This window comes from Fluviibacter sp., from assembly GCF_057744235.1.
Genome location: NZ_JBIJFP010000001.1, coordinates 171,550 through 198,290, shown reverse-complemented (window position 1 = coordinate 198,290; position 26,741 = coordinate 171,550). Strand labels below are relative to the sequence as shown.

Below are 26,741 nucleotides of genomic sequence, written 5' to 3'. Positions count from 1 at the left end.
TAATCTTGATCTTTTTCAACATTACCGGACGCATTCAGTTTTACATAGCCGGATCAGTCAATGAATCTCTTCCGGTCTCCACGCGACCCGCAAGGCGGCGCCGCCAGTGAGAGTCATGGCTACTGGTAACAAGGATGTCATACCAGCAGCCGTTTTCTTGTAGATCCCAGTGCAGCTCTGTCGTGGTACATTGCGAAGTTACTGTGCTTTGCTGCGTTTTGCCGCCATACACGGCATCCGGCACTGCTGTCAGTGTGCACGGTGACTTGCCGTCATTGCGGAGGTGCAAGTAGACATCGCCTTTGACGGCGTCGTAGCAAACTTGTATCTCGGGCCGGGCAGCATCGTTTGGCTGGCTCAGCGTTACCTGGCCGGCAAAAGCGCGGTGATAGCCATTCGGGCCAAGTACCCATAAGTCGTACAGTCCCTTGCCCGAGACCACCCAAATATCATCCAGCTGTTTGCCAGGTTCGACCATATAGCGGCGCGGCACGGCCTCTAGATTCTGTTGGTCGTAGACATGAAATACTGCAGCGGCTGCTCCACTGTTGGCAAAGATCAGCTGGACTGTTCGCGTCGCAGGATCAATGCGGGCGCTGGTGTGCAGTTCGTAGGGCAAGGCACGCGATGGACATTGGCCCTGTGCCTGAGACGGCATGGTCTGTGGTGAGGGAACGCTGATCGGGTTTAAAAGCTCTTGAGCAGCCCGCAGCTGGTCCGCACTAGTCTTGGTTAGAGGTGCTAACGATGGGGTTGTTTCATTGGGTGTGGCAAAGTTGAATGCCGATGTCAGGTCGCCAAACACGGCGCGTCGATAATCGCTGATCTGGGTTTCTCTGACACCAAAGCGGGCCTCCAGAAATCTTAGGATGGAAGTATGGTCGAACACTTGTGAATTGACCCAGCCACCACGACTCCAGGGGGAAATGACATACATCGGAACGCGTGGTCCGGGGCCATAGCAATCGCCATCAGGAACCGTCCAGTCTGGCATGGGGTCCGTGGCGTTCGGCGGCGTGTAGTAAGTTGGGTGCGTGTAATAATCCGGAGACAATGCGGATTCAGGCAGTGTGGTTTTACCGGCCATCTGGCCATTGATGCGCGAAGGTGGGCTCGGCGGTGGCACGTGATCAAAGTAACCATCGTTTTCATCGAAATTGACGATCAGCACGGTCTTGCTCCACACCTCCGGATTTGCGGTTAGCGCATCCAGCACCTGCTGCGTGTACCAGGCCCCCTGAATGGGGCTGGAATTGACCGGATGTTCGCAGTATTTCTCCGGGGCGTTAATCCAGGAAACCTGCGGGAGCCGGTTATTTAAAGCATCTGCCCGAAATTTTTCGAGAAAGCCACCATCCGCCATGGTGTTGGCAATCCCTTTGTATAAGGGAAATTGCGCATCCAATCGTGGGTCATAGGGGGGTGAGGCAAACGCATTAGAAACGGGGCTGCCAGAATCAACATTCGTCTTGCGATACGTCTTGAAACCCGCCAGGCAGTTATCGGTAAAATTATCCGGCAGGTTTTGATAGACCATCCAGCTCACGCCTGCCTGTTGCAGACGCTCTGGATAGGTCATCCAATCGTAGCCTATGGTGCCGTTGTCTGTGGGTGTCAGTGTGTCCCAGAAGTTGTTGACGATCGATTTTCTGGTGGCATTAGGGCCATCGCCGCTGGGACCATTGGTTCCCGTCATATGAAATAGACGATTTGTGTTGGTCCCACCGTGTAGCGAACAGAAGTAAGCATCACAGACGGTAAAGGCTTCGGCCAATGCAAACTGAAAGGCCAGCTCCTGACGGCTGAAGTATGCCATGGATGGCGGTTTCTTGGATTTTACCCATGAAGCCATGCGCCCCTTATCCCAGGCATCGCGCGCATCAATCCAGCTATGTTCCCCATTGGGGGAGAAGCGCTGCGCATTGCCACGCGTCTGGTCAAGCCGGTAGGGCATCACCACGTTTCCCAGGCCATCATCCTGCTGCCAGACGGTACGATTTTTAGGCAACGGAATGGTGATACGGTCACCGAATCCGCGGACGCCACGTAGGGTGCCGAAATAATGATCAAATGATCGGTTTTCCTGCATCAGGATGACGACATGTTGGATATCCTGAATAGTACCGGTGGCGTTATAGGCCGGAATGGCCAGTGCCTTGCGGATGCTTTCGGGAAAGCTTGCCAGCAGGGCGGCGGACCCACCCACCTTCAGGAAATCGCGGCGCGTAATCATGGGAGCTGCCGATTCTGGGCGGTGGTTAGGGGGCACATTTAAGGCCAGCCGTCCCCGTGCTGCAATTATTGTCTGCCTGTGAACCACACGCAGACAAGGCACCCAGCGCCAAACACAGCATCAGCGCGCGTGTAAAAATCGTTAAGGGCTTGAATAATTTCATGTCATCCCCTCAATGACCGGGTTTACTTGCCCAGGCCAGCGCTGCTGATCGTCTTGATAAAGTACTGGGCAAATAAACTGTGTGCGTATGGGGTCGGGTGTACGTTGTCTGCGTACATATAACGGGTTGTGTCAGCCGTGATCGTGGTTGCAGCGGTGCAGCCCAACGAGCCTTCTTTGATCACAGGGTCACGATATCCGCAAGCCACGTCCGTGATGTTGCTGAGTCCGTATTCTTTCGGGTTGGCCGCTTGGGTTTGACTTTGCTTGAACGAATCCACAAGCGTGACCGTATTAAACTTGGGGGTGGCCAGACCGGTCTTTAAGGCCTCATTGAATACGGCGGTTAATGAGGTTGCCAGAAATTGAGCCGAAGGGTTACTGAGGACCGACGGTGTCAGTCCGATATCGGGAATGTTAGAGACAACCACGGCTTTGGCACCCTTGGCCAGAATCTGGGTCTCGATATTCGCCAAGAGTTGTGCCACAGCCTCTGTTAGCGAGCCACCCGCAGCAGCCATGGCCGCATTGACTCTGACGGTTGGGTCCAGCGAGGTGTCCGCGAGAACCGCCTGAACGCCTTCCGGCCAGCCGGCTAACTTAGCGGCACCCACGGCGGTTGGGCCGCCCGTGCTGGCTTCGCTGATGGCGGCCATGTTCATGAAGATGTCGTTGGCACCAATTAATACGGTTACCAGTTCTTTGCCCGTATAGGCACCATTGCGGGTTAGGTATGAGCCCATTTGCTGGGCAACCGGCGTGGCCATGGTGCCCAGGGGTGCCGCGGCTTTGGCCGCTGTGCCGCTTGGATCAACCGCCAGCAAGGCTTGTTGCAGGTCATAACTTGTCAGAGAAAGCGGGTTGCTGACACGTGCCCCACCCTGCGCGTAATTTGCACAGACGGTATTGTTAAAAATGGCTGCCCCCAAATACTGAACTGCGAGACCACTGAGAATATTGGGAAGCCCTGTTTGGGCGGCGCAGGTATTTTGCAAGCCAAAATAGTCTGCGACATGATCCACCCAAATTTTTGCTGTTGGGGAGTTGATGGTGTATTTACCGCCACCATAATCGGCGATGGTGCCGACTTTGTAGGTGCCCGCATCACTCAAACTATCGCCAAAGACGACCATTTGCGAATACTTGGATTGTGGCGGGGGTGAGCTCGAATTGCTGCCACTCCCACAACCAATTAAAGACGCGCCAAGGGCAGCAATAATAAGCGTAGATAGATTCTTGTTCATGGCTGGAAAATCCTGAATGGTTACAAAGATTATATCTGCAGAAAAAAGACAAACCTGCGTCAAACTCCGACAAATGCCGACAATCTACGCCAGCATGGCACGTCGGTGCCGCAATGCCCCCGCTGGGCGACGTAAGGCAATTGCTGCTGCGCAGGTCTAGCCTTGGATTCCGGCAAGTGAGTACGCTTAACCCAGCTTCTTCTTCAGCAGATCATTCACCTGTTGCGGATTGGCTTTGCCCTTGGCGGCTTTCATGATCTGGCCGACCAGTGCATTCAGCGCCTTCTCTTTGCCGGATTTGAACTCGGCCACGTTGCCCGGGTTAGCAGCGATGACTTCGTCAACGAGCGCTTCAATGGCACCGGTATCAGTAATCTGCTTTAGACCTTGCGCTTCGATGATCTCGTCGGCGCTCTTGCCTTGGCCTTGCCATAGCGCGTCGAATACTTTTTTGCCGATGGCGTTGGAGATGGTCTGGTCTGCAATGCGGGCGATGAGGCCACCGAGCTGTTCAGGTGAAACGGGAGCGGCATCGATCTCAAGGTCTTCACGATTCAGGCGCGCCGACAGATCACCCATGATCCAGTTGGCGGCTTGCTTGGCTTGGCCGTTGCCGGCAGCGGCCAGCGTCCCTTCGAAATAGCGTGCGATTTCGAGTGAGGCGGTGACGGCAGCGGCATCATAGGCCGAGAGGCCAAGCGCCTGGAAGCGCTCGCGCATGGCTTGTGGCAGCTCCGGCATCTCATCGCGTACGCGTTCGATCCAGTCGTCGCTGATGATCACGGGCAGCAGATCGGGATCGGGGAAGTAGCGATAGTCCATCGCGTCTTCCTTGGTTCGCATGGCGCGGGTTTCGCCGGTGTCGGGGTCGAACAGTACGGTGGCCTGTTGAATGGCGCGGCCCTCTTCCAGTTCGTTGATCTGCCACTGGACTTCGTAGTCGATGGCCTGTTGCAGGAAACGGAAAGAGTTGAGGTTTTTAATCTCGCGGCGCGTGCCATAGGGCTGACCCGGTTTGCGCACCGAGACGTTGGCATCGCAGCGGAAGGAGCCTTCCTGCATGTTGCCGTCGCAGATGCCGATCCAGCGCACTAGGCTGTGCAGCGCACGGGCATAGGCCACGGCTTCGGCCGATGAACGCATGTCGGGTTCGGACACGATTTCGAGCAGAGGCGTGCCGGCGCGGTTGAGATCCACACCGGTACGACCTTGGAAGTCTTCGTGCAGCGATTTGCCGGCATCTTCTTCCATGTGGGCGCGTGTGAGTTGCACCACTTTGGTGGTGGCGCTTTCGTTACCCTGGCCCTGGCCGAGTTGCAGTGTGATGGTGCCGCCGTCGACAACAGGATTCTCGAACTGGCTGATCTGGTAGCCCTTGGGCAGATCCGGATAGAAGTAGTTTTTGCGTGCGAAGATCGAGCGCTGGTCGATGCGGGCGCCAACAGCAAGACCGAAGCGGATCGCGCAAGACACGGCTTCACGGTTCAGCACCGGGAGCACACCCGGCATGGCCAGATCGACGAGGCTGGTCTGTGCGTTCGGCTCGGCACCAAAAGCAATGGAGGCACCGGAAAATATTTTGGAGTTGGTGGCGAGCTGGGCATGGGTTTCCATGCCAATGACGACTTCCCAGGTCATGTGATTCTCTCTGCGATCTGAATTACGCGAAGGCAGCCGGGGTGCGGCGGTGCCAATCGGTAACTTGCTGATACTGGTGGGTGGCGTTGAGCAGACGATGCTCGCTGAAGTATGGGCCAATCAACTGCATACCGACGGGCAGGCCGTTGATTTCGCCGCAAGGGTGCGACAGCGCCGGGATGCCGGCCAGGTTGACGCCAATGGTGTAGATGTCCGACAGGTACATCTGTACGGGGTCGCCCGATTTTTCGCCGAACTTGAAAGCCGTACCCGGCGTAGTCGGGCTGGCGATGACGTCGCATTGCTTAAAGGCCGCATTGAAGTCATTGGCGATCAGACGGCGAATGCGTTGCGCCTGCAAATAGTAGGCGTCGTAGTACCCATGTGACAGCACGTAAGTACCGATGAGAATCCGGCGCTTCACTTCTTCTCCGAAACCCTGCGCACGTGATTTGGCGTACATGTCGTTGAGGTCGTTGTATTCCGGTGCACGATAGCCGTAACGAACGCCGTCAAAGCGTGACAGATTCGAGCTGGCTTCGGCCGGGGCGATCACGTAATAGGCAGAAACCGATTGGCCAATCGATGGCAACGAGACCTCCACCGTTTCGGCACCCAGTTTGCGGTATTCAGCCAGCGCGGCTTCGATGGCGGCCATGGTGGCGGCATCGCCATCGGCACCAAAAAACTCTTTAGGCAGACCGATGCGCAGTCCTTTGAGAGGCTGATCCAGTGAGCGAGTGTAATCTTCGTTCTCACGTTCCAGGCTGGTGGAGTCTTTGGCATCAAAGCCGGCAAAGGCGTTGAGCAACAGCCCACAATCTTCGGCCGAGGCGGCCATGGGGCCGGCTTGATCCAGTGATGAGGCAAAGGCAATCATGCCCCAGCGCGAGACAGTGCCGTAAGAGGGCTTGAGACCGGTCAAGCCGCACAGCGCGGCCGGTTGGCGAATCGAACCGCCGGTATCGGTGCCGGTGGCGGCCGGTGCCAGGCGTGCGGCAACGGCGGCAGCCGAACCGCCGGAAGAACCACCGGGTACGCGATCGGTATCCCAGGGATTACGCACGGGGCCGTAGTAGGAGGTTTCGTTGGAGGAGCCCATGGCAAATTCATCCATGTTCACCTTGCCTAGCGGTACCAGACCCGCCTGATTACAACGTTCAATGACGGTGGCGTTGTAAGGCGCTATGAAGTTTTCCAGCATGTGCGAGCCACAGGTGGTGCGCCAACCATCTTGGCAAAAAATATCTTTATGGGCGATGGGTATGCCGGTCAGCGGACCCGCCTGACCCGCTGCGCGGGCGGCATCGGCGGCTTTGGCGGCCGCACGGGATTTGTCTTCGTCAAGGGTGACGAAGGCATTAATGGTCGGATTGTGCTGCGCAATACGGCTGAGGAACAGATTGGTCAGTTCCAGGCTGGAAACCTGTTTGGTTTCAAGGGCGCTGGCGAGTTCGCGGAGGCTGGCCTGAATCATTCGATCACCTTAGGGACGAGGTAGAGACCGGCTTCCGATTCCGGGGCCAGGGCCAGGCAACGGTCGCGCTGTTCAATGCTGCCGTCCGTTACGGTGTCGGTGCGCAGGCGCTGGCCGACATCGCAGGCGTGCGCCATGGGGGCGATACCGTCGGTATTCACCTGGCGCATCTCGGCGATCATGCCGAAAATGTTGTCGAGGTGGCCAAGAGTGGCCGAGACTTGCTCATTATTGAGCTCGATTCTGGCCAGTTTGGCCAGTCGTTGCACATCTTCTGGGGTAAAAGCCATGATTTTTCAGCGGTTGCCAGTGATAAAGGCGAATGAATATGCAGAAGGCATGCCTTCGAATATCCCCTTGAATTTGCGGTATTATACGTGGTTTGGTCGAGGAGTCGGCATGGATCGTTACGGATCAGCCTGACAGCCTTGCGGCATCGCAGCGCGAACAACCGGTTCTGCGCGCATGCACACCTTTTTCGATTTGGAGTGTTACATGTTCGGACTCTTTCGTGGAATGTTTTCCAACGACCTGGCAATTGACCTGGGTACCGCCAATACGCTGATTTATTCGCGCGGCAAGGGCATTGTTCTGGATGAGCCTTCAGTGGTGGCGATTCGTACTGATGGTGGCCCGAGTGCCCGTAAGAGCATTGAAGCGGTGGGTAAAGAAGCCAAGATGATGCTGGGTAAAACGCCTGGCAGTATTAATGCCATCCGCCCGATGAAGGATGGCGTGATCGCTGACTTTACCGTGACCGAGCAGATGCTCAAGCAGTTCATCAAGCGTGTGCACGACGTGCGTATGTTTGCACCGTCGCCGCGCATCATTATCTGCGTGCCCTGCGGTTCGACCCAGGTTGAGCGTCGCGCTATTCGCGAGTCAGCGCTGGGTGCCGGCGCATCGCAGGTGTATCTGATTGAAGAGCCGATGGCTGCTGCCATTGGCGCCGGGATGCCGGTGGAAGATGCCACCGGTTCGATGGTCGTTGATATTGGTGGCGGCACCACTGAAGTGGGCGTGATTTCACTGGGCGGCATGGTGTACTCGACGTCTGTGCGCGTGGGCGGCGACAAGTTTGACGAATCGATCATCAACTACATCCGTCGTAACTACGGCATGCTGATCGGTGAAACTACCGCTGAAAACATCAAGAAGCAGATTGGTACCGCGTATCCGGGTATTGAAGTGCTGGAGATGGAAGTGAAGGGTCGTAACCTGGCCGAAGGTATTCCGCGTACCTTTACCGTGACCTCGAACGAAATTCTGGAAGCCCTTTCCGAGCCGACCAACCAGATTGTGACCGCCGTGAAGCAGGCGCTGGAGCAGACGCCGCCGGAACTGGGTGCCGACATTGCCGAGCGTGGTCTGATTCTCACCGGTGGTGGTGCACTGCTGCGTGATCTGGATCGTTTGCTACGTGAAGAAACCGGCCTGCCGGTGATGGTGGCGGAAGATCCGCTCACCTGTGTGGTCCGTGGTTGCGGCATTGCCCTGGAAAAGATGGACAAGCTGGGCAACGTGTTCGCCAGCGAATAAGGACTCACTGCCGAGCCCATGTCATCGATGATTTACCCGAAGCGTGTGCTTCGGGTTGATGCCGGGCAACGCGGGATCTGCTGATGTCAGGACTGGAACAGCAACCCCCACCCCTCTTCAAGCAAGGGCCAGCACCGCTGGCCCTGTTGATTCTATACGTCTGCACCTCGGTATCACTGCTGGTGCTGGATGATCGTTTCCGTTATCTGGAGCCGGTTCGCCAGTTGCTGACCCAGGCAACCTCGCCGCTCAAGCAGGTGGTGCAGTGGCCGATCATTGCCCTGACTCGGGTGGATGAATATGCCGTGACGCTGGATCAGGCGCGTCAGGACAATGCCGCACTTCGTCAGGCCCGTCTGATGGATGCAGAACAGGCGCAGCGACTGCAAGTGCTTGAGGCGGAAAACCAGTACCTGCGCAAGTTGCTGGAAACCAAACGCCTGCTGGGTGCGCGTGTGCAACCAGCGACGATTCTTTATAGTGCCCGTGATCCTTTCAACCGCCGTGTGATTCTGGATCGCGGTTCGGATCAGGGCGTGATCGAAGGTCAACCGGTGGTGGATGATCAGGGTGTGGTGGGCCAGGTCACCCGTGTGGCAACGGACTACGCGGAAGTGACGTTGCTGACTGACCGCAACCAGTCGATCCCGGCGCAGGTGGTGCGCAACGGTTTGCGCACTGTGGTGTTTGGTACCGGTGATGGCCGCCTGGAAATGCGTTACATGTCATCGAACGCCGATGTTCAGGTGGGCGACTGGATTGTGACCTCCGGGATTGATGGTATTTATCCGCGGGGCTTGCGTGTGGGCAAAGTCGAAAGCCTGGAGAGTGACCCGAATGGTATTTTCTCCAAGTTCATTTTGACACCGGCAGCGGGCATGGGGCGTTATGGTGAGGTATTGCTGCTGGAGCCAGTCACCCTGCCGACAGATCGTCCGGCGTCGCTGGATCGTCCGGCTGATCAGGCCGTGGGCCAGGCCGTGACCAAAAAGAAGCGTAAGGCGCAGCAATAATCATGCAGATTGATTTTCAGTCTTCCCGTCTGTTGCGCCCTGCGCGCCCGGGCTTTATTCGCCTGACGCTATTGATCGCATTCTTTCTGAATTTATTGCCGACATCGTTCTGGCCGTGGTTTCCCGATTGGGCAGTGCTGGTGATCGTTTTCTGGTCGATTCGTTCGCCACAGATTGTCGGTACCGGTACAGCTTTTGTCCTCGGCATTCTCATGGATGTGGTGGATGGCAGCCTGATGGGGCAGCATGCCCTGGCTTATGTGCTGATGTCCTATGCCGGACGAATCATGGCGCATCGCATTCTCTGGTTGCCCCTGAAGCAGCAGCTGGTCAGCGTGTTGCCAATTATTTTTGCGGGCGCCTGTATGCAGGTGCTGATCCGCTGGTTTGCCGGTGACGAGTTTCCGAATCTCTTATATTTTCTGCAACCAATCGTGACGGCCCTGCTCTGGGTACCTGCCACCTACGTGCTGATGTTGCCGCAGTTCCTGTCGAATGACCGGGACTACGAACGCCCCATCTGATCCATGGCCCATTTCGAAGATCGCGACGCCAGCCAGAAGTTTCAGTCACGGCTGAGCACGGCCTCCGTGCTGATGCTGATCGCTTTCTTTATTCTGATACTGCGTTTCTTCTGGCTGGGGGTTGTACAGAGCGACTATTACAGTACGCGGGCCGAAGATAATCGTTTGGCGCTGGTGCCGGTGGTGCCGAACCGGGGTCTGATTTTTGATCGTAACGGTGTGCTGATGGCTACCAATACATCGGCGTACACGCTCGAGATTGTGCCTGGCCGTGCTGGCCCGATTGATGAAACCATCGAGGGTCTGTCCAAAGTCGTGACCATCGAAGGTAAGGACAAACGGCGATTCAAACAACTGTTGCGCGAAGCCAAAACCTTTGAATCGATTCCGATCCGCTCACGCCTGACAGAAGAGGAAGTGGCGCGCTTTGCCGCACAGCGTTACAAGTTTCCTGGGGTGGAGGTGCGTGCCCGCCTGTTCCGAAGCTATCCGCTGGGCGAGACAGCATCCCATGCGCTCGGCTATATGGGGCGGATCAACACGCGCGACCTGGAGCGTATCGATGAAGAAGGCCAGGCTGCCAACTATCGTGGCACCGACCACATCGGTAAAACCGGCCTGGAGCAGCGTTATGAATTTGAAATGCACGGCACCAGTGGTTTTGAGAGTGTCGAGGTGGATGCGGGTGGTCGCGGTATCCGGGTGCTTTCCCGCACTCCGCCGGTATCCGGTAATAACCTCAATCTGACGATTGATGCCAAGTTACAGCAGGTAGCGGAAACAGCTTTTGGCAAGCGCCGGGGTGCGTTGGTAGCGATTGATCCGAATAATGGTGAGATCCTCGCGCTGGTGTCGATGCCAACTTATGATCCTAACCTGTTTGTGGATGGGATCCGTAGTGATGACTGGGATACTCTAAACACCGACATCAATAAGCCGCTGTTAAACCGGGCCATCTATAGCGCGTACCCGCCGGGGTCCACTTTCAAACCGTTTATGTCACTGGGCGCACTGACCGTAGGAAAACGTACGCCGCAGCAATCGATTAGCGACCCTGGCTATTTTAACTTCGGTAATCATACTTTCCGCGATGATAAAAAGGGCGGGCACGGTATGGTGAATATGTATACCTCGATCGTGCACTCCTGCGATACGTACTACTACATGCTCGCCAATGAATGGGGGATCGACGGTATTGCCGACTTCATGGGCCGTTTAGGTTTTGGCAGTAAAACGGGTATTGATATCGACGGGGAATCGCGTGGCATTCTGCCATCACCCGCCTGGAAAGAGCGTCGCTTCAAGCGTCCGGAGCAGCAGAAGTGGTATGCCGGGGAAACGATCTCGATCGGGATTGGTCAGGGCTATAACTCCTACACCATGCTGCAGCTCGCTCAGGGGACCGCGATGCTGGCGAATAGCGGTGTCGGTTACAAACCCCACCTGGTGCGTAGCATTACGGATGCCCGTTCCGGTGAGGTCCGCCAGATCCCTCTGGAAAAAACGCACGAAGTGGCGCTGAAGCCGGAGCATGTGGAGGTGATTCGCCATGCGATGGTGGGTGTGAACAAGGAAGGAACTGGCACCAAGGCGTTTGCGGGTGCTAAGTATGTCGCTGCCGGTAAGACCGGTACTGCTCAGGTGTTCAGTCTGAAGGGGGGAACCTATTCGCATGGCGGCACGAAGGAGTTCCTGCGTGATCATGCCCTCTTTATTGCCTTCGCTCCGGCGGATAAACCGAAGATTGCCCTGGCCGTGATTGTCGAAAACGCTGGCTTTGGGGCGACCTCGGCCGCACCGATTACGCGTCAGGTATTTGATTACTATTTGCAGGGCATTGTGCCCAAAGGTCCGGCGCCAGATGAACCGGGTGAGCCCATGCCGGAAGGGCGCGATGTGGCGCACTATGTCGATCCGCAAGATGATGATTACGATGCCCAGAAGGCATTGAATACACCGTCGCCCGGCCCCTTTGTGCAAATGCCCGCCACGTCGGGTGCGGCGTTACCGGCCAGGAAAAAACCATGAGTCGTTCCATCAACTGGCGCGGCATCGTGCAACCGTGGATCGAGCACGTCGATGTGCCGTTATTCAAAATCACGGCTTTGCTCATGCTGGTCGGACTCCTGACGGTGTTCTCGGCAACCTGGTCGGGTCAGGAACGTATGCCGTCGCAATTGCTGAACATGACCGCAGCGCTGGGCCTGATGTTTGTCGTGGCGCGTATTCCACCGCAGCGACTGATGCAGCTGGCCTGGCCAATGTATCTGTTTGGTCTGATATTGCTGGTCTTGGTGATGCTGTTCGGCATCAAGGTGAATGGTGCCAAGCGCTGGTTGTCGATTGGTTTTACGCGGATTCAGCCATCGGAGATCATGAAGATCGCCATGCCCCTGGCTATGGCTTGGTATTTTCATCACTTTGAGAACCGTCGTTGGTTCTCCAAGTATTTTGGGGCGCTGCTGATCCTGCTGATTCCTTCGGCGCTGATTGCCAAACAGCCCGATCTGGGCACGGCAATTCTGGTGTTCTCGGCCGGGTTCTACGTCATCTTTCTGGCCGGTTTGTCATGGTGGGTGATTGGCGGATTGAGTGCGGCGGCGGTGGCCGTGGCCCCCTTTGCCTGGCAATTCCTGCATGATTATCAGCAGAAGCGGATTCTGACGCTGATTGACCCGACCACCGACCCTCTGGGCTCCGGTTATCACATCATTCAATCGACGATTGCGATTGGTTCGGGTGGCGTCATCGGCAAGGGCTACATGAGCGGTACGCAGGCACAGCTGGAATTTATTCCAGAAAAGCATACCGACTTTATCTTCGCGGTTTTTGGTGAGGAGTGGGGCCTCATCGGTAACGTGCTACTGGTCATCCTTTATGGTTTCCTGATCGAGCGCGGCTTGCGGATCTCGCTGCGCGCCAGCACCACCTTCAACCGCTTGCTGGCAGGCTCGATCACCATGGGCTTTTTTACCTATGCTTTCGTGAATATGGGGATGGTGTCCGGGATTCTGCCGGTGGTGGGTGTGCCGTTGCCGTTCATCAGTTATGGGGGTACGGCGCTGGTCACCTTGTGTACGGGGCTTGGTATCCTCATGAGTATTGAAACGCACCGGACAAACCGATAATGCGACTTAAAGCCACGGCCTTGTTATCGTTGAGCACTGTGATTGGCACTGTGTTGATGCTTTCTCAACTCAGTGGCTGCTCCAGTACATCGAGCAGCCGCCGGCCAGTGGCTACAGCACCAGCGCCAACCAGCGGTGGGTATGTGATGAAGCCCTATCCGCGCAAAGGCGGTGGATTCTATAAGGATGATGGCCTGCCGAGTCAGATTCCGGAAAACATTGACCAGATTCCAAACGCCATGCCACGTCTGGAGCCATTACGTAATGCGGCTAACAAACCGTATACGGTGCTGGGCATGAGTTTTACACCGATGACCAGCTTGCAGCCTTTCAGTCAGCAGGGTATCGGTAGCTGGTACGGCACCAAGTTCAATGGCTTGAAAACCTCGAACGGTGACACCTACGATATGTTTGCCATGACGGCCGCACATCCGACGCTGCCCTTGCCTTGTTACGTGAAAGTCACGAACACGCAGAATAATCGCAGCGTGATTGTGCGGGTCAATGATCGCGGTCCGTTTCATAATGGCCGCATCATTGATCTCTCGTTTACCGCCGCCTACAAACTCGGCTATGTCGATCAGGGCAGTAGCCCCGTCCGGGTTGAGCTGATTATGCCGGATGCCAGTGGCGTGAGCTACGCCGATCTGAGCAAGGATGCCATGGCCGTCAATGATGCCAAGATGGATGACAAAACGCGCTATGGCGAAGAATCGCCCAAGCCCGGCACTTACGTACAGATGGGGGCATTCCAGAATGGCTTTAATGCCCAGGTACTGCGGAACCATCTGCTACGGGAGCTGGACTGGATGACCCCGGCGCAGGTCCACGTGTATGCCGAGACACCGTGGCACCGTGTTCAGGTGGGGCCGTTCGCCAGTCGTGCTCAGGCCGAGGTGGTGCAGGCTAAGATTCGGGATGCCCTGGGTGGCCAGCCACATATTGCCGTCCGTCCTTAAACGCTGTGCATCCCTATTTTACTGGAGTGCTGTAATGACTGATGCGACCGATCTCCCGAAAGAGCCCGTCGGCAGTGGCGCGGAAACGCTGCTCGAATTTCCCTGCGATTTTCCACTCAAGATTATGGGTCTCGCACAAAATAATCTGGCACAGGAGGTGTTGAAGGTCATTCACCAGTTCGCGCCGGATTACGATGGTAAAAGCATGGAAATGCGCGCCTCTAGCTCGGGTAAATACGTGAGCCTGACTTGTACGATTCGCGCGACATCGAAGGCCCAGCTGGATGATCTCTACCGGGCGCTGACCAGCCATCCACTGGTCAAGGTGGTGCTCTAAACCGTGAGACTGCCGTTGCACGTTCGCCGTTTGGGTCTGGTGCCCTATGAGCCAACCTGGCATACCATGCGTGAACAGACGCTGGCGCGGGTAGGGGATGCGGCTCAGGATGCCTGTGACGAACTCTGGCTGGTTGAACATCTGCCGGTGTTTACGCAGGGTCAGGCCGGCAAGCCGGAGCATGTGCTGTGCGACATCGGCGTGCCGGTGGTGCCGATTGATCGCGGTGGTCAGATTACGTATCACGGCCCGGGTCAGGTGGTCATTTACCTCTTGCTGGATCTGGCGCGCCGCCATATCAAAGTGCGCGATTTGGTGCAGCGAATCGAGCAGGCCGTGATTGATCTGTTGGCCTCCTATGGCATCAAGGCCGACCGCCGTGACGGTGCGCCCGGTGTCTATGTGGGCGACGCCAAAGTGGCGGCCCTCGGGTTACGGGTGCGCAATGGTTGCTGTTACCACGGCGTTAGCCTGAACGTGGATATGGATTTATCACCGTTTTCGGCCATTAACCCCTGTGGTTATGCGGGCATGGCGGTCACCCAATTACGTGATTTGGGTGTTAATGTATCGGTTTCCGAAGCGGGCGAAGCCCTGATCGGACAATTACAGAAACAACTGGAGACGTCCCATGGCTGACGCCGGGATCAAACAAAAAGGCGAACTCAAAACGGCGCGCATTCCGATCAAGATCGTGCCGCAGGAAGCTCTGAAAAAACCGGACTGGATTCGCGTGAAGGCGGGTAATGATGCCGGCCGCTTTGGCGAAATCAAGAAGATGCTGCGTGATCAGAAGCTGCATACAGTCTGTGAAGAGGCGGCGTGCCCGAATATCGGCGAGTGCTTTGGTCGTGGCACGGCCACCTTCATGATTCTCGGCGACATCTGTACGCGCCGTTGTCCGTTCTGTGATGTGGGCCACGGTAAGCCATTGCCACCCGATGTGGATGAACCACGTCATCTGGCCGAGTCCGTCGCGAATCTCAAGCTGCGTTATGTGGTGATCACCAGTGTAGATCGTGATGATCTGCGTGATGGCGGCGCCCAGCATTTTGTCGAGGTGATCCGCGCGGTGCGTGAAGCCTCGCCGACCACGACGATTGAAGTGCTGGTGCCGGATTTCCGCGGTCGTATGGATGTGGCGCTGGAGATCTTTGGTCAGGCCCTGCCCGATGTGATGAACCACAATCTGGAAACCGTACCGCGTTTGTACAAGCAGGCACGTCCGGGTGCCGACTATGCACACTCGCTCAATTTCCTCAAAGCCTTTAAAGAGCGCTACCCGAATGTGCCGACCAAGTCGGGCCTGATGGTCGGGCTGGGCGAGACCGATGACGAAATCATCGAGGAGCTCAAGGATATGCGCGCCCACAACATTGATCTGCTGACGATTGGTCAGTATCTGGCACCGTCCAATCATCATCTGCCGGTGCAGCGTTATGTGCATCCAGATATCTTCAAGCGCTTCGAGACTGAAGCGCTGGCGATGGGTTTTGATGGCGCGGCGTGTGGACCGATGGTGCGCTCCAGTTACTGGGCGGATCAACAGGCGCACACCGCTGGCGTGGTCTAATTCAAAGAGACAATCAGGAGCCTTGCTGCGCTTCGGGAGTCAGGCTCTCTTCGTTGACGGTGTCGACGGGTTTTTGAATCAGACGCATATGCCCGTCCGTGAGTAACTGCTGAAAGTCGGGCGAGTTCATTAATGCTGCGTTGGCCGCAGACCGCAAGCGATCTACGGCCTCGTCCGACAGCACAAACGAGGTGGGTAATTCGTTCAGATAGTCGCGCTCACTGGCATCCGGCACACCGGCGAAAGAGACATTGATCACGTAGAGCTTGGCATTCGGCACTTTGCGGATGGCGTTCAACGCATCATTCGAATTCTTTGGTTTGATCTGCTGGATCGCCGGTAGATCCCGTACTGAGCGCATCATGTCCCAGCGTGCCTGAATGTCCCGTAAATACTCGACCTGTTCATTCGAATAGCGATCAATCGGGACGCCCGCGGCCTTAACCAGAATGGGAATGGTGCCGGGCGGATCTTCCGATTTGTTCCAGTTGGTTTTTGGTGCTGACATCGAGTTGACGACGATGACGACGATTTGCTTTACGTGGTCCAGCGGGGTGGTGTGGCCGGCTTCACGCAGTGCTTCCATCCAGTTGAAAACATCCAGGCCGCCACGCAACCCGAGATTGTCGGAAATCCCGCCATCCACCAGGTGCAGATAGGGGTCGCCACCATTCATCAGGCCGTTGAGTTCATGGATACGTTCCAGGGTGCGCGCTGCTGGTCTGGGGGGATTGCTGGTGTTGAGAAACGGCTCAAACCAGAGCGGCATTTTCTTGCCGCAAGTGCCGCCGTAGTTATTGATGGTCAGCGGGGAAAGCACCACCGGCACGGCGGAGGATGCCGCAGCCGCGCGTGACAAACGGAAATCCCCCAAGTTGGTACACATGGCATCAAAGTTAGAGTGCGTGAACATGATGCGTGAGCCCGTGGCCAAGTCCGTGGCTGACACCGCGATCACTGGTCCGTCCTTTTTATCCAGATCAGCGAAGGTTGCCCCGTTAAACAGCATTTCGTCATACAAATCTGCAGCAAGCTCTGACCGGCCCCAGCCGCTGGATGACAGATAACCCCAGTTCATTGGGTTCAGGCTGCGCCCAACGAGCTCACCCTGCACGTCTCTTTTAAGAAAACGCTGCTCGTACTCATCAAACAGCTTGTCACCGTACAGACCATAAGCCAGTGCCGTGAAGCTGCCACCCGACACACCGGTAATGACATCAACGTGATCAATCAAGCGCGACTGCTTGCCGTTGGCATTGACGAATTCTGTCTTGTTCAGCGTTTCCAGGACACCGAAGGAGAATGCGGCTGCTCGGGTGCCACCACCCGAGAAGGCCAGTGCGACCAGCGTCTTCGCTTGTGATTCGTTCTGCCCTTTGCGCTCGAAGTTGTACACCTTGTCGTCGTCCACGTGCGCCAACGGTGGATTGACCGGTCTTGTTGCACATGCCGAGAGCAGCAGTCCTGCGAGCAGAGCGGTCCAGAGACCTAGGGCGCGGCGTGTTGACATAACGGTCTTTGGGTATGGTGTTGCAAAGCGTAGGATTATTAACCGCTGACAGGATTCACGCGTGCAGCACATGCCTTGGCACGTGTGCGAGCTTCGTCAGTGTTCTGCCCATTAGCCAGGGCGACGCCCATGCGCCGACGCGCAAAGCTTTCCGGTTTGCCGAAGAGGCGCAGATCACTGTCTGGCACTTGCAAAGCATGGGTAACGCCTTCGTAAGCAATGCCTTTTTCTTCCAGGCCGCCGTAGATAACAGCCGATGCACCCGGCTGACCGCAGCGGGTATCGACCGGTAGCCCCAGAATGGCTCGGGCGTGCAGTTCGAATTCGGACTGCCGCTGCGTGCATAGCGTCACGAGACCGGTATCGTGCGGACGTGGGCTAACTTCCGAGAACCAGACATCATCGCCTTTAACGAATAGCTCGACACCAAAGATGCCACGGCCACCCAGATTGTCGGTGACCGCTTTGGCGATTTCGCGCGAACGTTCAATGGCTTTGCTTGACATCGGCATGGGTTGCCAGGACTCGACGTAGTCTCCCTTGACTTGTACGTGACCAATCGGGTCACAGAACGACGTTTCAACCTGACCTGACGCGCCAACCGCACGCACGGTGAGTTGCGTGATTTCGTAATCGAAGTGGATCATGCCTTCCACAATGACGCGGCCCTGGTTGACGCGACCTCCCGCAGCCGCGTAATCCCAGGCGGGTTTGATGTCGTCCGCTGTGCGCACCATCGACTGACCTTTGCCCGAAGAGGACATCACCGGCTTGATGAAGCAGGGGTAGCCGATGGCATCAATAGCGGCCTGCATTTCTTCGAGGGAATCGGCAAAGCGGTAAGGCGAGGTAGGTAGGCTCAGCGTTTCGGCAGCCAGGCGACGGATACCTTCGCGGTTCATGGTGAGTTGCGTCGCGCGAGCCGTCGGGATGACTTCGGCCAGCTGTTCACGCTCAATCTCGACGAGCATGTCGGTGGCAATGGCTTCGATTTCCGGCACGACCAGATGGGGTCGTTCCTTGATGACGAGGGCCTTGAGGGCGGCACCATCCGTCATATTGATCACATGAGAACGATGCGCTACCTGCATGGCGGGAGCGCCTGCGTAACGGTCAACCGCAATCACTTCACAGCCCAGGCGCTGCAGAGAAATCACGACCTCTTTGCCAAGCTCGCCACTACCGAGCATCATGACGCGCAGCGCGCTGGAAGCATTTGGCGTACCAAAACGGAACATTGTTTCAATCCTCGAAGATTATGCGTGAATGATCTGTGATGTGCTGCATGACTTTGCTTAGGTGTTCGTGGCGTTAGGGCTGTTTTTCAGTCGCAGCAGTAGACCGGCCAGCGCGTGCCGAACCGATTTTTCGCGCACCTGTCGGCGATCACCGGCAAAGCAGCGGATTTCAGTATCAGTATGCCAGGGCGTTGCCCAGCCAAAGCAGACGGTGCCCACCGGTTTGTCGGCAGAGCCCCCCTGGGGGCCGGCAATGCCCGTGACGGCAATGGCAAATTCCGTATGCGCATGCAGGCGGGCGCCGTTCGCCATCGCGGCGGCAACGGCTTCGCTGACGGCACCTTGCTGTTCAATCAGATCGGCGGGTACAGCAAGTTCCTGTGATTTGGCGGCGTTCGAATAGGTAACCCAACCCCGCTCGAACCAGGCTGAGCTGCCGGCCAGATCGGTGAGGCTGACGGCAATCAGGCCACCGGTGCAGGACTCGGCGGTGGCTAGTGCGGCACCGTGTGTGATGAGGTGTGTGGCCAGCTGGCTGACCAGAGCGTCGAGGCTGGAACTCATCTGTGCGGTATCCGTCATGCGTGGGATCCGAAGTAGACACCGACGAGCAGGATCGCCAGAGCGATCACGCTATAGAGTGCTGCGATGACGTCATCCATCATCACCCCGTATCCATTTTTGACCTTACGGTCGTAATAGCGGGCCGGCCAGGGTTTGGTGATGTCGAATAGACGGAAGAGCGCAAAAGCCATGCCCTGCCAGAGCAGGTTGTCGCCCATGACCTGAGCGAGGATCCAGAGCACGCCCCAGAAAGGAATGATCTCATCCCAGACGATGCTGCCATGATCGATTTCACCGAGCGCGGTACCGGTTTTCTCAATTGCGACAATGCCGAGCACAAAACCCAGCAGAATGATGAGGAGGATCGCTGCCGGAGACAGGCTGAGGTCCAGCGTGCGAAAACTTGCCCAGGCGAATAGGGTGCCCACGGTGCCCGGTGCAAAAGGCGAGAGGCCGCTACCAAAACCCAGGGCAATCACATGCAGCGGGTGAGATAGCATGAAGCGCAGGGTCGGCTGCTGGATCAGTGTAGACGCTGGAGTATCCGGATGATTCAGTTCGGTCATGGCAGAAGGGTTTCGTAAGGCTCAGGCAAAGTGGTCGAATCCGCTGCGGATACTAGCCAGATCCATAGGGTGTTGATATTCATCAATGAGCTGGATAGTACCTGCCTTATCGTGGGCCTGCATGCAGCCAATCCGGTGCAGCGGTACATCAAGCTGGTGGGATAAAGTTTGCAGTGCCGGTCGTGCGGACGGGGGTGCTGTGAACAGTAGCTCGTAGTCATCTCCGCCGCCCAGCAGGCAGTCTTGCCATATTGCATCCATAATACCGATGGGAGAGCCAGGGAGTGCGGCAGCCATGATCGTTGCCGATAATCCGGAAGCGGCAGTGATGTGCCCCAGGTCTTGGAGGATGCCATCGGAGACATCCAGACAGCTGTGTGCCAGTGACTGCTCGGCAAGCGCCTGGCCTAACGCAACACGAGGCTGTGGTCGGTGCAGTGCGCGGCTGGCAGATGCTTGTAGTGCATCAGGCAGTTTCAGCCTTTGTAGCTTGTGTTGCAGACCGAGCGCAGCCATGCCGGGGGTGCCGGAGATCCAGAGGTCGTCACCAGGCTGTGCACCACTGCGGCGCAATGCCTGTGCGGGGTGCACGGTGCCGAGGATGGTGACACAGAAGTTGCGTGGGCCGCGTGTGGTGTCACCGCCGATCAGTTGTACGCTGAATCTCTCGGCACACTCTTTGAACCCCACAAAGAAACGATCAATCCAGCCGGTGTCATTATCCGTCGGCGGGATGGCCATACCGAGTGTGGCAAAACGCGGCCGTGCACCCATGGCGGCCAGGTCAGAGAGATTGACCGCCAGGGTTTTCCAGCCCAGGGATGCCGGGTCGTCGGTGGCGAGAAAGTGCGTGCCTTCGACCAGCATATCGGTACTGATCGCCCAGGCTTCACCTGGGGTCGGCGGTACAACCAAGGCACAATCATCACCGGGTCCAAGCAGGACACCATTTTCGATGGGGGCGTCAGGTGCGGCGGTGCTCGGCAAACCGGGTTCAAGCGGCTGCCCCAGCAGGCGTTCGATCAGGGCGAACTCACCTGCCATAGGTCGTCTCAGCAGGCGGGGCGGTTGCTTTCCAGCGGACGCAGCGTCGGCGCCAACCGGTCGAGAACACCGTTGACGAATTTATGACCATCGGTGCCGCCAAAGGTCTTGGCCAACTCAATCGATTCGTTAAGCACCACACGCAATGGTGTTTCCGGACTATGGGCCATTTCATGTGCGCCGATCAGCAGAACGCAGGCTTCCACCGGCGAGAGTTCGTCAAACGGACGATCCAGTAACGGCGTGAGTTGCTCACGGAGCGAAGCCTGGTTGGCCATGCAACCACGTAGCAGCCCAACAGCAAATTTCTGTTCGAGATCCCGCAGTTGAGCGAAGCCCTCGATTTCATGCAGGGCTGTTTCACAGGCGGCCAGATCCTGGCCGCCAACTTGCCATCCGTAGAGGGCTTGCAGTGCCGCTTCGCGCGCGCGACGGCGAGCAGGCTTTGGGCCGGCTGCCGGTTTGGCGGTGGCTTGCGTCATGAACAGGCTCCTACAGCTTGAGGTTGGTTGCCCCGACGAATCGCGGCATGCAGACGTGCCATTTCAACGGCGCAGCGCGCGCAGTCAGCGCCCTTGTCATGCATACGCACCAATGCCTGATCATCGTTTTCCGTGGTCAGAATACCGTTGGCAATGGGAACACCGGTAGTCAGTTGCACATCCATCACGGCACGGCAGCTATCGTTGCTGACGACTTCAAAGTGATAGGTCTCACCACGAATCACGGCACCCAGGGCGATCAGTGCGTCATACGGTGCCTCTTCTTCATCGGCCAGGGTTTGCAGCACCAGCGGAATTTCCAGCGCGCCAGGGACGCTGCAGACGGTGATGTCGTTACCGTTAACGCCCAGACGGTGCAGTTCGTTGATGGCGCCGCACAGCAGGCCGTCACAGACGTCCTGATTAAAACGGGCGACGACAACGCCGATGCGCAGTCCTTCGCCGTTTTCGTTGCTGGGGTATTCCTGATAGCGGGTCATAGCAAATCCTATGCAGATAGATCGTTCCGGCTGCCGTCCGGCAACTGGAAACCAGTAATTTCCAAATCAAAGCCTGTCATGGCCGGGATGCGCTGTGGGCTGGAGAGCAAGCGCATTTTGTGAACACCCAGGTCACGCAGAATCTGGGCGCCGATGCCATGCAGCAGCGGGTCCCATTTGCGGTGACGGGCTTGAGGCTCCGCCGTGAGACCCTGCAGCAGCTCTTGGCCGCTAAGCGGTTTGTGTAACATCACCAGCACACCCTGGTCGGCGGCACCAATTGCTGCCATAGCAGCATCCAGCATGATGCTGTGTCCGGTGCTTTCCGGCGCCAGGAAATCCAGAATTGAGACCGGCACATGAACACGCACCAGCGTTTCGCTTTGTGGCGTCGGTTTGCCTTTGACCATCGCCAGATGCACTTCATCGGAAGTTTTATCGGCGTAGGTATGCAGCGTAAAGGTGCCGTGGCGGTTAGTCAGTTCGCGAGTACCGGCGCGGGCCACCAGTGTTTCGTGCTGGCTGCGGTAATGAATCAGATCGGCAATAGTGCCGATCTTAAGGCCATGTTGCGCAGCGAATTCACGCAGCTCCGGCAAGCGGGCCATGGAGCCGTCTTCGCTCATAATTTCGCAAATGACGGAGGCTGGGCTGAGGCCAGCCATGGATGCTAGGTCGCAACCTGCTTCGGTATGTCCGGCGCGAACAAGCACACCACCCGGGCGCGCCATGATCGGGAAAATGTGACCCGGTTGAACGATATCGGCCGCTTTAGCATCGGCCGCCACAGCGGCCTGAATCGTGCGGGCACGATCGTGGGCTGAAATACCAGTGGTCACGCCTTCGGCGGCTTCGATAGAAACCGTAAAGGCGGTGCCAAACTGGGCTTTGTTGTCGCGCGCCATCTGGTTTAAGCCCAGTTGACGGCAACGTTGTTCGGTAAGGGTCAGGCAAATCAGGCCGCGACCAAAGCGGGCCATGAAGTTAATGGCTTCTGGGGTTACATGGTCGGCCGCCAGAACCAGATCGCCTTCGTTTTCGCGGTCTTCTTCATCCACAAGCACCACCATGCGACCGGCGCGCAGTTCGGCGATGATTTCCTGGGTGGGTGATATGGCGGTAAGGGCTGGAGCCGTGGTCATGTTCTTTTAGTCGGGGTGGGTGGTGCAAACGCACCGCAAGCCCCGTATTCTCGCAGATCGCGGGTATCAAGGCCACAGGTTCTGAGCGTTATCGATGAATTTACGCGTTTGCCGCTTTCATGGATAATGCACGTTATATTGTACAGAATAAAGAGGTGTGTGATGGCGTTCGCAGCAATTGATGTTGTCCCGTTGTCGCATGCGCGAGCGACGCTCTCTGACCTGGCAGACCAAGTGAAGGCCGGGGCTGAAAAAGTGATTACAAAAAATGGCGAAAGCTATGTGGCGCTGATTGATGCGCAGCGGCTGGATTATTACCATCAGCTAGAGCGGGAGCGTATCCATCTGCTCATTATCGACGATGTGCGCAAAGGTTTGAATGACGTGATTGCGGGCAACGTTAAAGATGCCGTGAGCACACTCAAAGGCCTCAAGAGCCGACGCGGTAGCACACGGAGTTAACCCCAGTGCCAGACGCCAAGGGGTTGGTCAAGCTGACGGCCAACTTCGAACATTGTCTCGAAGGGGTTGAGTCGTTTCTGCAAGAGGCAGAAGCGCTATCGGGATTCGATACGCTCATTGATGAGTTGTTAGGTACCGTCATCCCTAATCTGGAAAACTTTCCCGATATGGGGCGGTTGTTTTTGGAACGGCCTATCCACTCGGTTGAAGTGAGCAATGGTATTGATAGCCTGAAAGCCCAACTTAAAACGCTGGGAGGCAGTGGGCAGGTGCGTGAGTACGTGCTTGCACACTATCTGCTGCTTTACGCTCGTTTGGACGACACGATCTACCTGTTGTCGATCCGGCATCACCGCCAATTGTCATTCGATTTTCAGGCGCTTTGGCGGGCGAACTAAGTTGTTAGGCGATTAGACCGTCGAGGTCGCGTTGATTAGATCTCGTTTTTGTAGCTCAGGAGTCGTTCGCAGTAGCGGGCAATGACATCAATTTCAAGATTCACGGCCTTGTTGCCAGTGAGTGTGTGCAGCATGGTGTTTTCCAGCGTATGCGGGATCAGATTGATCGAGAATTCGCGGCCATTCACATCGTTGACGGTCAGGCTGGTGCCGTTCACCGTAATAGAGCCTTTGCGGGCGATAAACGGGGCCAGAGCTTCCGGCGCTTCAATGGTCAGTTGCCAATCACCATGAGTGTCGCTGCTGGTAGGGGCAAAGTGACGCACCTGACCGATGCCATCGACGTGGCCGGTTACCAGGTGGCCGCCCAGGCGATCGGCGAGGCGCAGTGCTTTCTCGAGGTTGAGCGGTGCATCCGCCATCAGGCCCGTTGTGCAACGCAGTGTTTCATCCGAGACATCCACGACAAAGGCGGTCGGCTCTGATGCGGGCAGCAGATCAACGACCGTCAGGCAGATGCCGTTACAAGCAATCGAGTCACCCAGGATGACATCGGACAGATCCAGCCCGGCAGCATGCACAGTAAGTCGTACGCCGCTGGTGCGGGGTGCGATTTCCTGAACTTTTCCGACGGCGGCAATTATTCCTGAAAACATGGCGTGACCAGAAGGCGGTTGAGTGAGCATCGGGATGCGTAAGTGCAAATTCTAACATGCGCCCCCGTGCTTCAAGCCGCTAAGTTCTTGGTCTGACGCGGATTAAGCCGTGGCGGTCGCGTCGTTATGGGGCAGTTTTTTCGGCTAATTCTCGTACGTGATTCAGCTGCTTGAGAAAGGCAGCCGGACCCACGTAACCGGCCAAGGTGGCATCGTGCAGCAAACGGCCACCCGAGGCGTAAAACACCATACCGGGGGGGCCGAAGAGGCCGAAGCGTTTGAGCAGCGTGCGTGCGGCGTCGTCGCTGGCAGTGACGTCAACGCGGATGAGCGTAAATGCTGCCAGGGCATTGCGCACCTCGGCGTTACCCAGGGTGTTGTGTTCGAACTCCTTGCAGCTGACGCACCAATCGGCATAGACGTCGATGAAAACGGGTTTCTGGCTGTCGCGTAGCGCGTCTTCCAGGGCATCCATCGTCTGGACGGTGGTCATGGCCAGCGGAGCCGGGCTTGCCACAGTGTTAGTCGTAGCCGTGGTCAGCGGGGAGAGCGGTTGATCAAGGCGTGTGCCGCCGGCCAGGGCGCCGATAATCCAGACCAGACCGATCACGCCCAGTACCAGACCCAGGGCTTTACCCAGTCGCGCACTGACGGGCGCGCGCGCTTCCAGCCGGTCAACAGCCCGGAGCAGTACGGCAGCCACGATGGCCAGCGCACCAAAACCACCGAGAGTTACCTGGCCCGGCAGGACCGGCGACACAATCCACCAGGCTGTTCCCAGCAGAATGAAACCAAAAGCCTTTTTGATGGATTCCATCCACGGACCGGTTTTGGGCACCAGGGTGCCGGCGGACGCTCCCATGACGAGAAGCGGAACCCCCATGCCCAGGGCCAGAGCAAAGAGCAGCATGCCGCCGAGGAAGCCGTTACCAGTCTGGCCGATGTAGAGCAACGCACCGGCTAGCGGGGCGGCAACACAGGGTCCTACAATCAGTGCGGACAGCGCACCTAACCCGAAAACAGCAGGCAGGGAGCCACCATGCAGGCGTTGACTGCCTTCAGCCAATTTGCCCTGGAAGGCATTGGGCATCTGTAGCGTATAAAACCCCAGCATCGCGCCGGCCAGCACAATGTAGACGAGGGCGAAGCTGCCCAGGACCCAAGGATTCTGCAGAATGCCGGAGACCAGCGTGCCGCTCAGGCCGGCAAAGACCCCGGCCGCGCTATAGGTGATGGCCATGCCCAGCACATAGAACAGAGCAAGCATCAAGCCCCGCATATGGGAGATGGGGTGTTGTGCATCGTGACGGCCCAGGATCACCGTTACCACAATCGGCATCATGGGCAGCATGCAGGGGGTAAATGCCAGGCCAACGCCCGCGCCAAAGAACAGCAGGAGATTCAGCCAGAGCATGCCTTGATCCAGGGATCGGGCAATTTCGGTGATGCCACTTTCCGGGGCAGGGGCAGTGTTCTCGTTCGCAGTCGATTTACTCCCGGGAGACTCTGCGGGCGGTGCCGTCGGGGGCGCCACTGGCAGCGTCACTGGCAGGATGGCTACCTCCGGCGGATAACAGATGCCTTGGCTGGCACAACCCTGGTAACGAACGGCAATGGTCAGGGTGAGCGGGCGCTGGCCTCCGGTGATTTGTACTGGCCAGTTGACCGGATCCGGGTAGATCTCGGTCATCCCGAAATTAGGGTCATCTTTCTGGACGCCAGGAGGAAGCGCTTCGGGAACAATTTTCACATCCGCCGGTAGTAGGCCGGTGGGTTCGACGGCGAGCTTTTCACGATAGAGGTAGTAGCCGGGCTGGATTTCAAAATGCACTATCAGACGGTTGCTCTCGCTGATGGCAACGCTTGGACGAAAGGCTTCAGCTGGCGGGAGGAAAGCGCCGCCGAAATTACCGGGAGCCGCGATACTGATGCCGGCACCGAGCAGTGATAGGCACAATAACAGCTGAATAATCATGTGCCGCAGAAATGTGCGGCGGGCGGTGAACGCCATGCTGCTAGCAAGGGTCATGTTGATGTTCCTGACGCAGCACTGACCCAGGCCAGATACTCGGGAAGGCCGCCGCTGCATGGCAGTGCAACGATTTCCGGCAGATCGTAGGGGTGTGCGGCCTTGAGCTGGGATTCCAGGGCGGGATAGCGGGCTTCGTCACTGATGATGAATAACGGGATTTCGACGGTGTGTTCAATCGCACCCTGCCAGCGATAAGTCGATTGGCAAGGAGCCATGGTTTTGACGCAGGCCGCCAGACCCTGCTCGATGAGCTGATCGGCAATCGATGTCGCCACTTCGTGATCGGGTGCCGTGGTCAGAATCAGTAACGCCGTGCTCAT

At 57.2% G+C, this 26,741-nt stretch carries 27 protein-coding genes; 11 read left to right on the top strand and 16 right to left on the bottom strand.

The features are described 5' to 3' along the window. Positions 1-40: 40 nt before the first annotated feature. The 5 genes from AC3GOJ_RS00945 to gatC all read right to left on the bottom strand — a co-directional run bounded on the left by AC3GOJ_RS00945 (position 41) and on the right by gatC (position 7,044). Positions 41-2,233 (bottom strand): phosphocholine-specific phospholipase C, encoded by a 2,193-nt coding sequence (locus AC3GOJ_RS00945; protein ID WP_488235573.1) that lies wholly within the window; start codon positions 2,231-2,233, stop codon positions 41-43. Positions 2,234-2,418: 185 nt separating this feature from the next. Continuing rightward, the gene (locus tag AC3GOJ_RS00940) at positions 2,419-3,639 is read right to left on the bottom strand and encodes an SGNH/GDSL hydrolase family protein (protein ID WP_488235572.1); all 1,221 of its coding nucleotides are present in this window, start codon (positions 3,637-3,639) and stop codon (positions 2,419-2,421) included. A gap of 186 nt (positions 3,640-3,825) precedes the next feature. After that, positions 3,826-5,277, bottom strand: coding sequence for an Asp-tRNA(Asn)/Glu-tRNA(Gln) amidotransferase subunit GatB (gene gatB, locus AC3GOJ_RS00935; protein ID WP_488235571.1), 1,452 nt, complete (start codon positions 5,275-5,277; stop codon positions 3,826-3,828). 22 nt (positions 5,278-5,299) lie between these two features. Then, on the bottom strand, positions 5,300-6,754 hold the full coding sequence (gene gatA, locus AC3GOJ_RS00930; protein ID WP_488235570.1) for an Asp-tRNA(Asn)/Glu-tRNA(Gln) amidotransferase subunit GatA: 1,455 nt from the start codon (positions 6,752-6,754) through the stop codon (positions 5,300-5,302). Beyond that, positions 6,751-7,044, bottom strand: a complete 294-nt coding sequence (gene gatC, locus AC3GOJ_RS00925) for an Asp-tRNA(Asn)/Glu-tRNA(Gln) amidotransferase subunit GatC (RefSeq protein WP_488235569.1) — start codon at positions 7,042-7,044, stop codon at positions 6,751-6,753. Before gatC ends, gatA begins: the two co-directional genes overlap by 4 nt. Positions 7,045-7,249: 205 nt before the next feature. Here gatC and AC3GOJ_RS00920 point away from each other — a divergent pair, with 205 nt between their 5' ends. From AC3GOJ_RS00920 to lipA, 9 genes are all read left to right on the top strand, one after another. After that, positions 7,250-8,293, top strand: coding sequence for a rod shape-determining protein (locus tag AC3GOJ_RS00920; protein ID WP_488235568.1), 1,044 nt, complete (start codon positions 7,250-7,252; stop codon positions 8,291-8,293). A gap of 83 nt (positions 8,294-8,376) precedes the next feature. Continuing rightward, entirely contained in the window at positions 8,377-9,306 is a 930-nt protein-coding gene (gene mreC / locus AC3GOJ_RS00915) for a rod shape-determining protein MreC (protein WP_488235567.1), read from the top strand. 2 nt (positions 9,307-9,308) lie between these two features. Next, a complete protein-coding gene (gene mreD / locus AC3GOJ_RS00910) occupies positions 9,309-9,830 on the top strand; it encodes a rod shape-determining protein MreD (protein WP_488235566.1) in 522 nt (173 codons plus the stop codon). 3 nt (positions 9,831-9,833) lie between these two features. Next, the gene (gene mrdA / locus AC3GOJ_RS00905; RefSeq protein ID WP_488235565.1) at positions 9,834-11,858 is read left to right on the top strand and encodes a penicillin-binding protein 2; all 2,025 of its coding nucleotides are present in this window, start codon (positions 9,834-9,836) and stop codon (positions 11,856-11,858) included. Then, positions 11,855-12,958: a rod shape-determining protein RodA gene (rodA, locus tag AC3GOJ_RS00900; RefSeq protein ID WP_488235564.1), complete on the top strand. Its 1,104-nt coding sequence runs from the start codon at positions 11,855-11,857 to the stop codon at positions 12,956-12,958. The genes mrdA and rodA overlap by 4 nt, the downstream gene beginning before the upstream one ends. A 56-nt stretch (positions 12,959-13,014) precedes the next feature. Continuing rightward, positions 13,015-13,917, top strand: a complete 903-nt coding sequence (locus AC3GOJ_RS00895; RefSeq protein WP_488235563.1) for a septal ring lytic transglycosylase RlpA family protein — start codon at positions 13,015-13,017, stop codon at positions 13,915-13,917. Positions 13,918-13,951: 34 nt separating this feature from the next. Beyond that, the gene (locus AC3GOJ_RS00890; RefSeq protein ID WP_488235562.1) at positions 13,952-14,254 is read left to right on the top strand and encodes an HP0495 family protein; all 303 of its coding nucleotides are present in this window, start codon (positions 13,952-13,954) and stop codon (positions 14,252-14,254) included. Between the two features lie 9 nt (positions 14,255-14,263). Then, positions 14,264-14,893: a lipoyl(octanoyl) transferase LipB gene (lipB, locus tag AC3GOJ_RS00885; RefSeq protein WP_488235704.1), complete on the top strand. Its 630-nt coding sequence runs from the start codon at positions 14,264-14,266 to the stop codon at positions 14,891-14,893. Further along, a complete protein-coding gene (lipA, locus tag AC3GOJ_RS00880) occupies positions 14,886-15,827 on the top strand; it encodes a lipoyl synthase (protein ID WP_488235561.1) in 942 nt (313 codons plus the stop codon). Before lipB ends, lipA begins: the two co-directional genes overlap by 8 nt. 13 nt (positions 15,828-15,840) lie before the next feature. Here lipA and AC3GOJ_RS00875 read toward each other — a convergent pair whose 3' ends face one another. The 8 genes from AC3GOJ_RS00875 to ribBA are packed head-to-tail and all read right to left on the bottom strand — an operon-like array spanning position 15,841 to position 22,873. After that, positions 15,841-17,337: a patatin-like phospholipase family protein gene (locus AC3GOJ_RS00875; protein ID WP_488235560.1), complete on the bottom strand. Its 1,497-nt coding sequence runs from the start codon at positions 17,335-17,337 to the stop codon at positions 15,841-15,843. 38 nt (positions 17,338-17,375) lie between these two features. Continuing rightward, on the bottom strand, positions 17,376-18,575 hold the full coding sequence (gene purT / locus AC3GOJ_RS00870; RefSeq protein WP_488235559.1) for a formate-dependent phosphoribosylglycinamide formyltransferase: 1,200 nt from the start codon (positions 18,573-18,575) through the stop codon (positions 17,376-17,378). 57 nt (positions 18,576-18,632) lie between these two features. Further along, positions 18,633-19,157: a CinA family protein gene (locus AC3GOJ_RS00865; RefSeq protein WP_488235558.1), complete on the bottom strand. Its 525-nt coding sequence runs from the start codon at positions 19,155-19,157 to the stop codon at positions 18,633-18,635. Continuing rightward, positions 19,154-19,705: a phosphatidylglycerophosphatase A family protein gene (locus AC3GOJ_RS00860; protein ID WP_488235557.1), complete on the bottom strand. Its 552-nt coding sequence runs from the start codon at positions 19,703-19,705 to the stop codon at positions 19,154-19,156. The genes AC3GOJ_RS00865 and AC3GOJ_RS00860 overlap by 4 nt, the downstream gene beginning before the upstream one ends. Positions 19,706-19,726: 21 nt before the next feature. Then, positions 19,727-20,749 carry a thiamine-phosphate kinase gene (thiL, locus tag AC3GOJ_RS00855; protein ID WP_488235556.1) on the bottom strand — a complete coding sequence of 341 codons (1,023 nt, stop codon included), beginning with the start codon at positions 20,747-20,749 and terminating at the stop codon, positions 19,727-19,729. An 8-nt stretch (positions 20,750-20,757) separates the two neighbouring features. Then, positions 20,758-21,231 carry a transcription antitermination factor NusB gene (gene nusB / locus AC3GOJ_RS00850; RefSeq protein WP_488235555.1) on the bottom strand — a complete coding sequence of 158 codons (474 nt, stop codon included), beginning with the start codon at positions 21,229-21,231 and terminating at the stop codon, positions 20,758-20,760. Continuing rightward, positions 21,228-21,731: a 6,7-dimethyl-8-ribityllumazine synthase gene (ribH, locus tag AC3GOJ_RS00845; protein WP_488235554.1), complete on the bottom strand. Its 504-nt coding sequence runs from the start codon at positions 21,729-21,731 to the stop codon at positions 21,228-21,230. Before ribH ends, nusB begins: the two co-directional genes overlap by 4 nt. A gap of 8 nt (positions 21,732-21,739) precedes the next feature. Continuing rightward, entirely contained in the window at positions 21,740-22,873 is a 1,134-nt protein-coding gene (ribBA, locus tag AC3GOJ_RS00840) for a bifunctional 3,4-dihydroxy-2-butanone-4-phosphate synthase/GTP cyclohydrolase II (protein ID WP_488235553.1), read from the bottom strand. A gap of 162 nt (positions 22,874-23,035) precedes the next feature. Between ribBA and AC3GOJ_RS00835 the strand changes: the two genes are divergently transcribed. After that, positions 23,036-23,335 (top strand): type II toxin-antitoxin system Phd/YefM family antitoxin, encoded by a 300-nt coding sequence (locus AC3GOJ_RS00835; RefSeq protein WP_488235552.1) that lies wholly within the window; start codon positions 23,036-23,038, stop codon positions 23,333-23,335. A gap of 5 nt (positions 23,336-23,340) precedes the next feature. Beyond that, positions 23,341-23,733 (top strand): type II toxin-antitoxin system RelE/ParE family toxin, encoded by a 393-nt coding sequence (locus tag AC3GOJ_RS00830; protein ID WP_488235551.1) that lies wholly within the window; start codon positions 23,341-23,343, stop codon positions 23,731-23,733. A 35-nt stretch (positions 23,734-23,768) separates the two neighbouring features. Here the strand turns inward: AC3GOJ_RS00830 and AC3GOJ_RS00825 are convergent, their stop codons facing one another. From AC3GOJ_RS00825 to cutA, 3 genes are all read right to left on the bottom strand, one after another. Further along, complete coding sequence (locus tag AC3GOJ_RS00825) at positions 23,769-24,389, bottom strand: riboflavin synthase (protein WP_488235550.1); 621 nt, start codon at positions 24,387-24,389, stop codon at positions 23,769-23,771. Between the two features lie 124 nt (positions 24,390-24,513). Further along, positions 24,514-26,418, bottom strand: coding sequence for a protein-disulfide reductase DsbD (gene dsbD, locus AC3GOJ_RS00820; RefSeq protein ID WP_488235549.1), 1,905 nt, complete (start codon positions 26,416-26,418; stop codon positions 24,514-24,516). Beyond that, positions 26,415-26,741, bottom strand: coding sequence for a divalent-cation tolerance protein CutA (gene cutA / locus AC3GOJ_RS00815; protein WP_488235548.1), 327 nt, complete (start codon positions 26,739-26,741; stop codon positions 26,415-26,417). Before cutA ends, dsbD begins: the two co-directional genes overlap by 4 nt.

Excerpts from the sequence above, each read along its gene's own strand:
- purT (WP_488235559.1), bottom strand. The coding sequence starts at position 18,575 with ATGTTCCGTTTTGGTACGCCAAATGCTTCCAGCGCGCTGCGCGTCATG.
- AC3GOJ_RS00890 (WP_488235562.1), top strand. The coding sequence starts at position 13,952 with ATGACTGATGCGACCGATCTCCCGAAAGAGCCCGTCGGCAGTGGCGCG.
- AC3GOJ_RS00875 (WP_488235560.1), bottom strand. The coding sequence starts at position 17,337 with ATGTCAACACGCCGCGCCCTAGGTCTCTGGACCGCTCTGCTCGCAGGA.
- mrdA (WP_488235565.1), top strand. The coding sequence starts at position 9,834 with ATGGCCCATTTCGAAGATCGCGACGCCAGCCAGAAGTTTCAGTCACGG.
- mreC (WP_488235567.1), top strand. The coding sequence starts at position 8,377 with ATGTCAGGACTGGAACAGCAACCCCCACCCCTCTTCAAGCAAGGGCCA.
- AC3GOJ_RS00940 (WP_488235572.1), bottom strand. The coding sequence starts at position 3,639 with ATGAACAAGAATCTATCTACGCTTATTATTGCTGCCCTTGGCGCGTCT.
- dsbD (WP_488235549.1), bottom strand. The coding sequence starts at position 26,418 with ATGACCCTTGCTAGCAGCATGGCGTTCACCGCCCGCCGCACATTTCTG.
- ribBA (WP_488235553.1), bottom strand. The coding sequence starts at position 22,873 with ATGACCACGGCTCCAGCCCTTACCGCCATATCACCCACCCAGGAAATC.
- thiL (WP_488235556.1), bottom strand. The coding sequence starts at position 20,749 with ATGGCAGGTGAGTTCGCCCTGATCGAACGCCTGCTGGGGCAGCCGCTT.
- gatA (WP_488235570.1), bottom strand. The coding sequence starts at position 6,754 with ATGATTCAGGCCAGCCTCCGCGAACTCGCCAGCGCCCTTGAAACCAAA.
- gatB (WP_488235571.1), bottom strand. The coding sequence starts at position 5,277 with ATGACCTGGGAAGTCGTCATTGGCATGGAAACCCATGCCCAGCTCGCC.
- AC3GOJ_RS00835 (WP_488235552.1), top strand. The coding sequence starts at position 23,036 with ATGGCGTTCGCAGCAATTGATGTTGTCCCGTTGTCGCATGCGCGAGCG.
- AC3GOJ_RS00860 (WP_488235557.1), bottom strand. The coding sequence starts at position 19,705 with ATGACCGAACTGAATCATCCGGATACTCCAGCGTCTACACTGATCCAG.
- ribH (WP_488235554.1), bottom strand. The coding sequence starts at position 21,731 with ATGACCCGCTATCAGGAATACCCCAGCAACGAAAACGGCGAAGGACTG.
- mreD (WP_488235566.1), top strand. The coding sequence starts at position 9,309 with ATGCAGATTGATTTTCAGTCTTCCCGTCTGTTGCGCCCTGCGCGCCCG.
- cutA (WP_488235548.1), bottom strand. The coding sequence starts at position 26,741 with ATGAGCACGGCGTTACTGATTCTGACCACGGCACCCGATCACGAAGTG.
- lipA (WP_488235561.1), top strand. The coding sequence starts at position 14,886 with ATGGCTGACGCCGGGATCAAACAAAAAGGCGAACTCAAAACGGCGCGC.
- AC3GOJ_RS00825 (WP_488235550.1), bottom strand. The coding sequence starts at position 24,389 with ATGTTTTCAGGAATAATTGCCGCCGTCGGAAAAGTTCAGGAAATCGCA.
- AC3GOJ_RS00945 (WP_488235573.1), bottom strand. The coding sequence starts at position 2,233 with ATGATTACGCGCCGCGATTTCCTGAAGGTGGGTGGGTCCGCCGCCCTG.
- rodA (WP_488235564.1), top strand. The coding sequence starts at position 11,855 with ATGAGTCGTTCCATCAACTGGCGCGGCATCGTGCAACCGTGGATCGAG.
- AC3GOJ_RS00865 (WP_488235558.1), bottom strand. The coding sequence starts at position 19,157 with ATGACGGATACCGCACAGATGAGTTCCAGCCTCGACGCTCTGGTCAGC.
- AC3GOJ_RS00920 (WP_488235568.1), top strand. The coding sequence starts at position 7,250 with ATGTTCGGACTCTTTCGTGGAATGTTTTCCAACGACCTGGCAATTGAC.
- gatC (WP_488235569.1), bottom strand. The coding sequence starts at position 7,044 with ATGGCTTTTACCCCAGAAGATGTGCAACGACTGGCCAAACTGGCCAGA.
- AC3GOJ_RS00895 (WP_488235563.1), top strand. The coding sequence starts at position 13,015 with ATGCTTTCTCAACTCAGTGGCTGCTCCAGTACATCGAGCAGCCGCCGG.
- nusB (WP_488235555.1), bottom strand. The coding sequence starts at position 21,231 with ATGACGCAAGCCACCGCCAAACCGGCAGCCGGCCCAAAGCCTGCTCGC.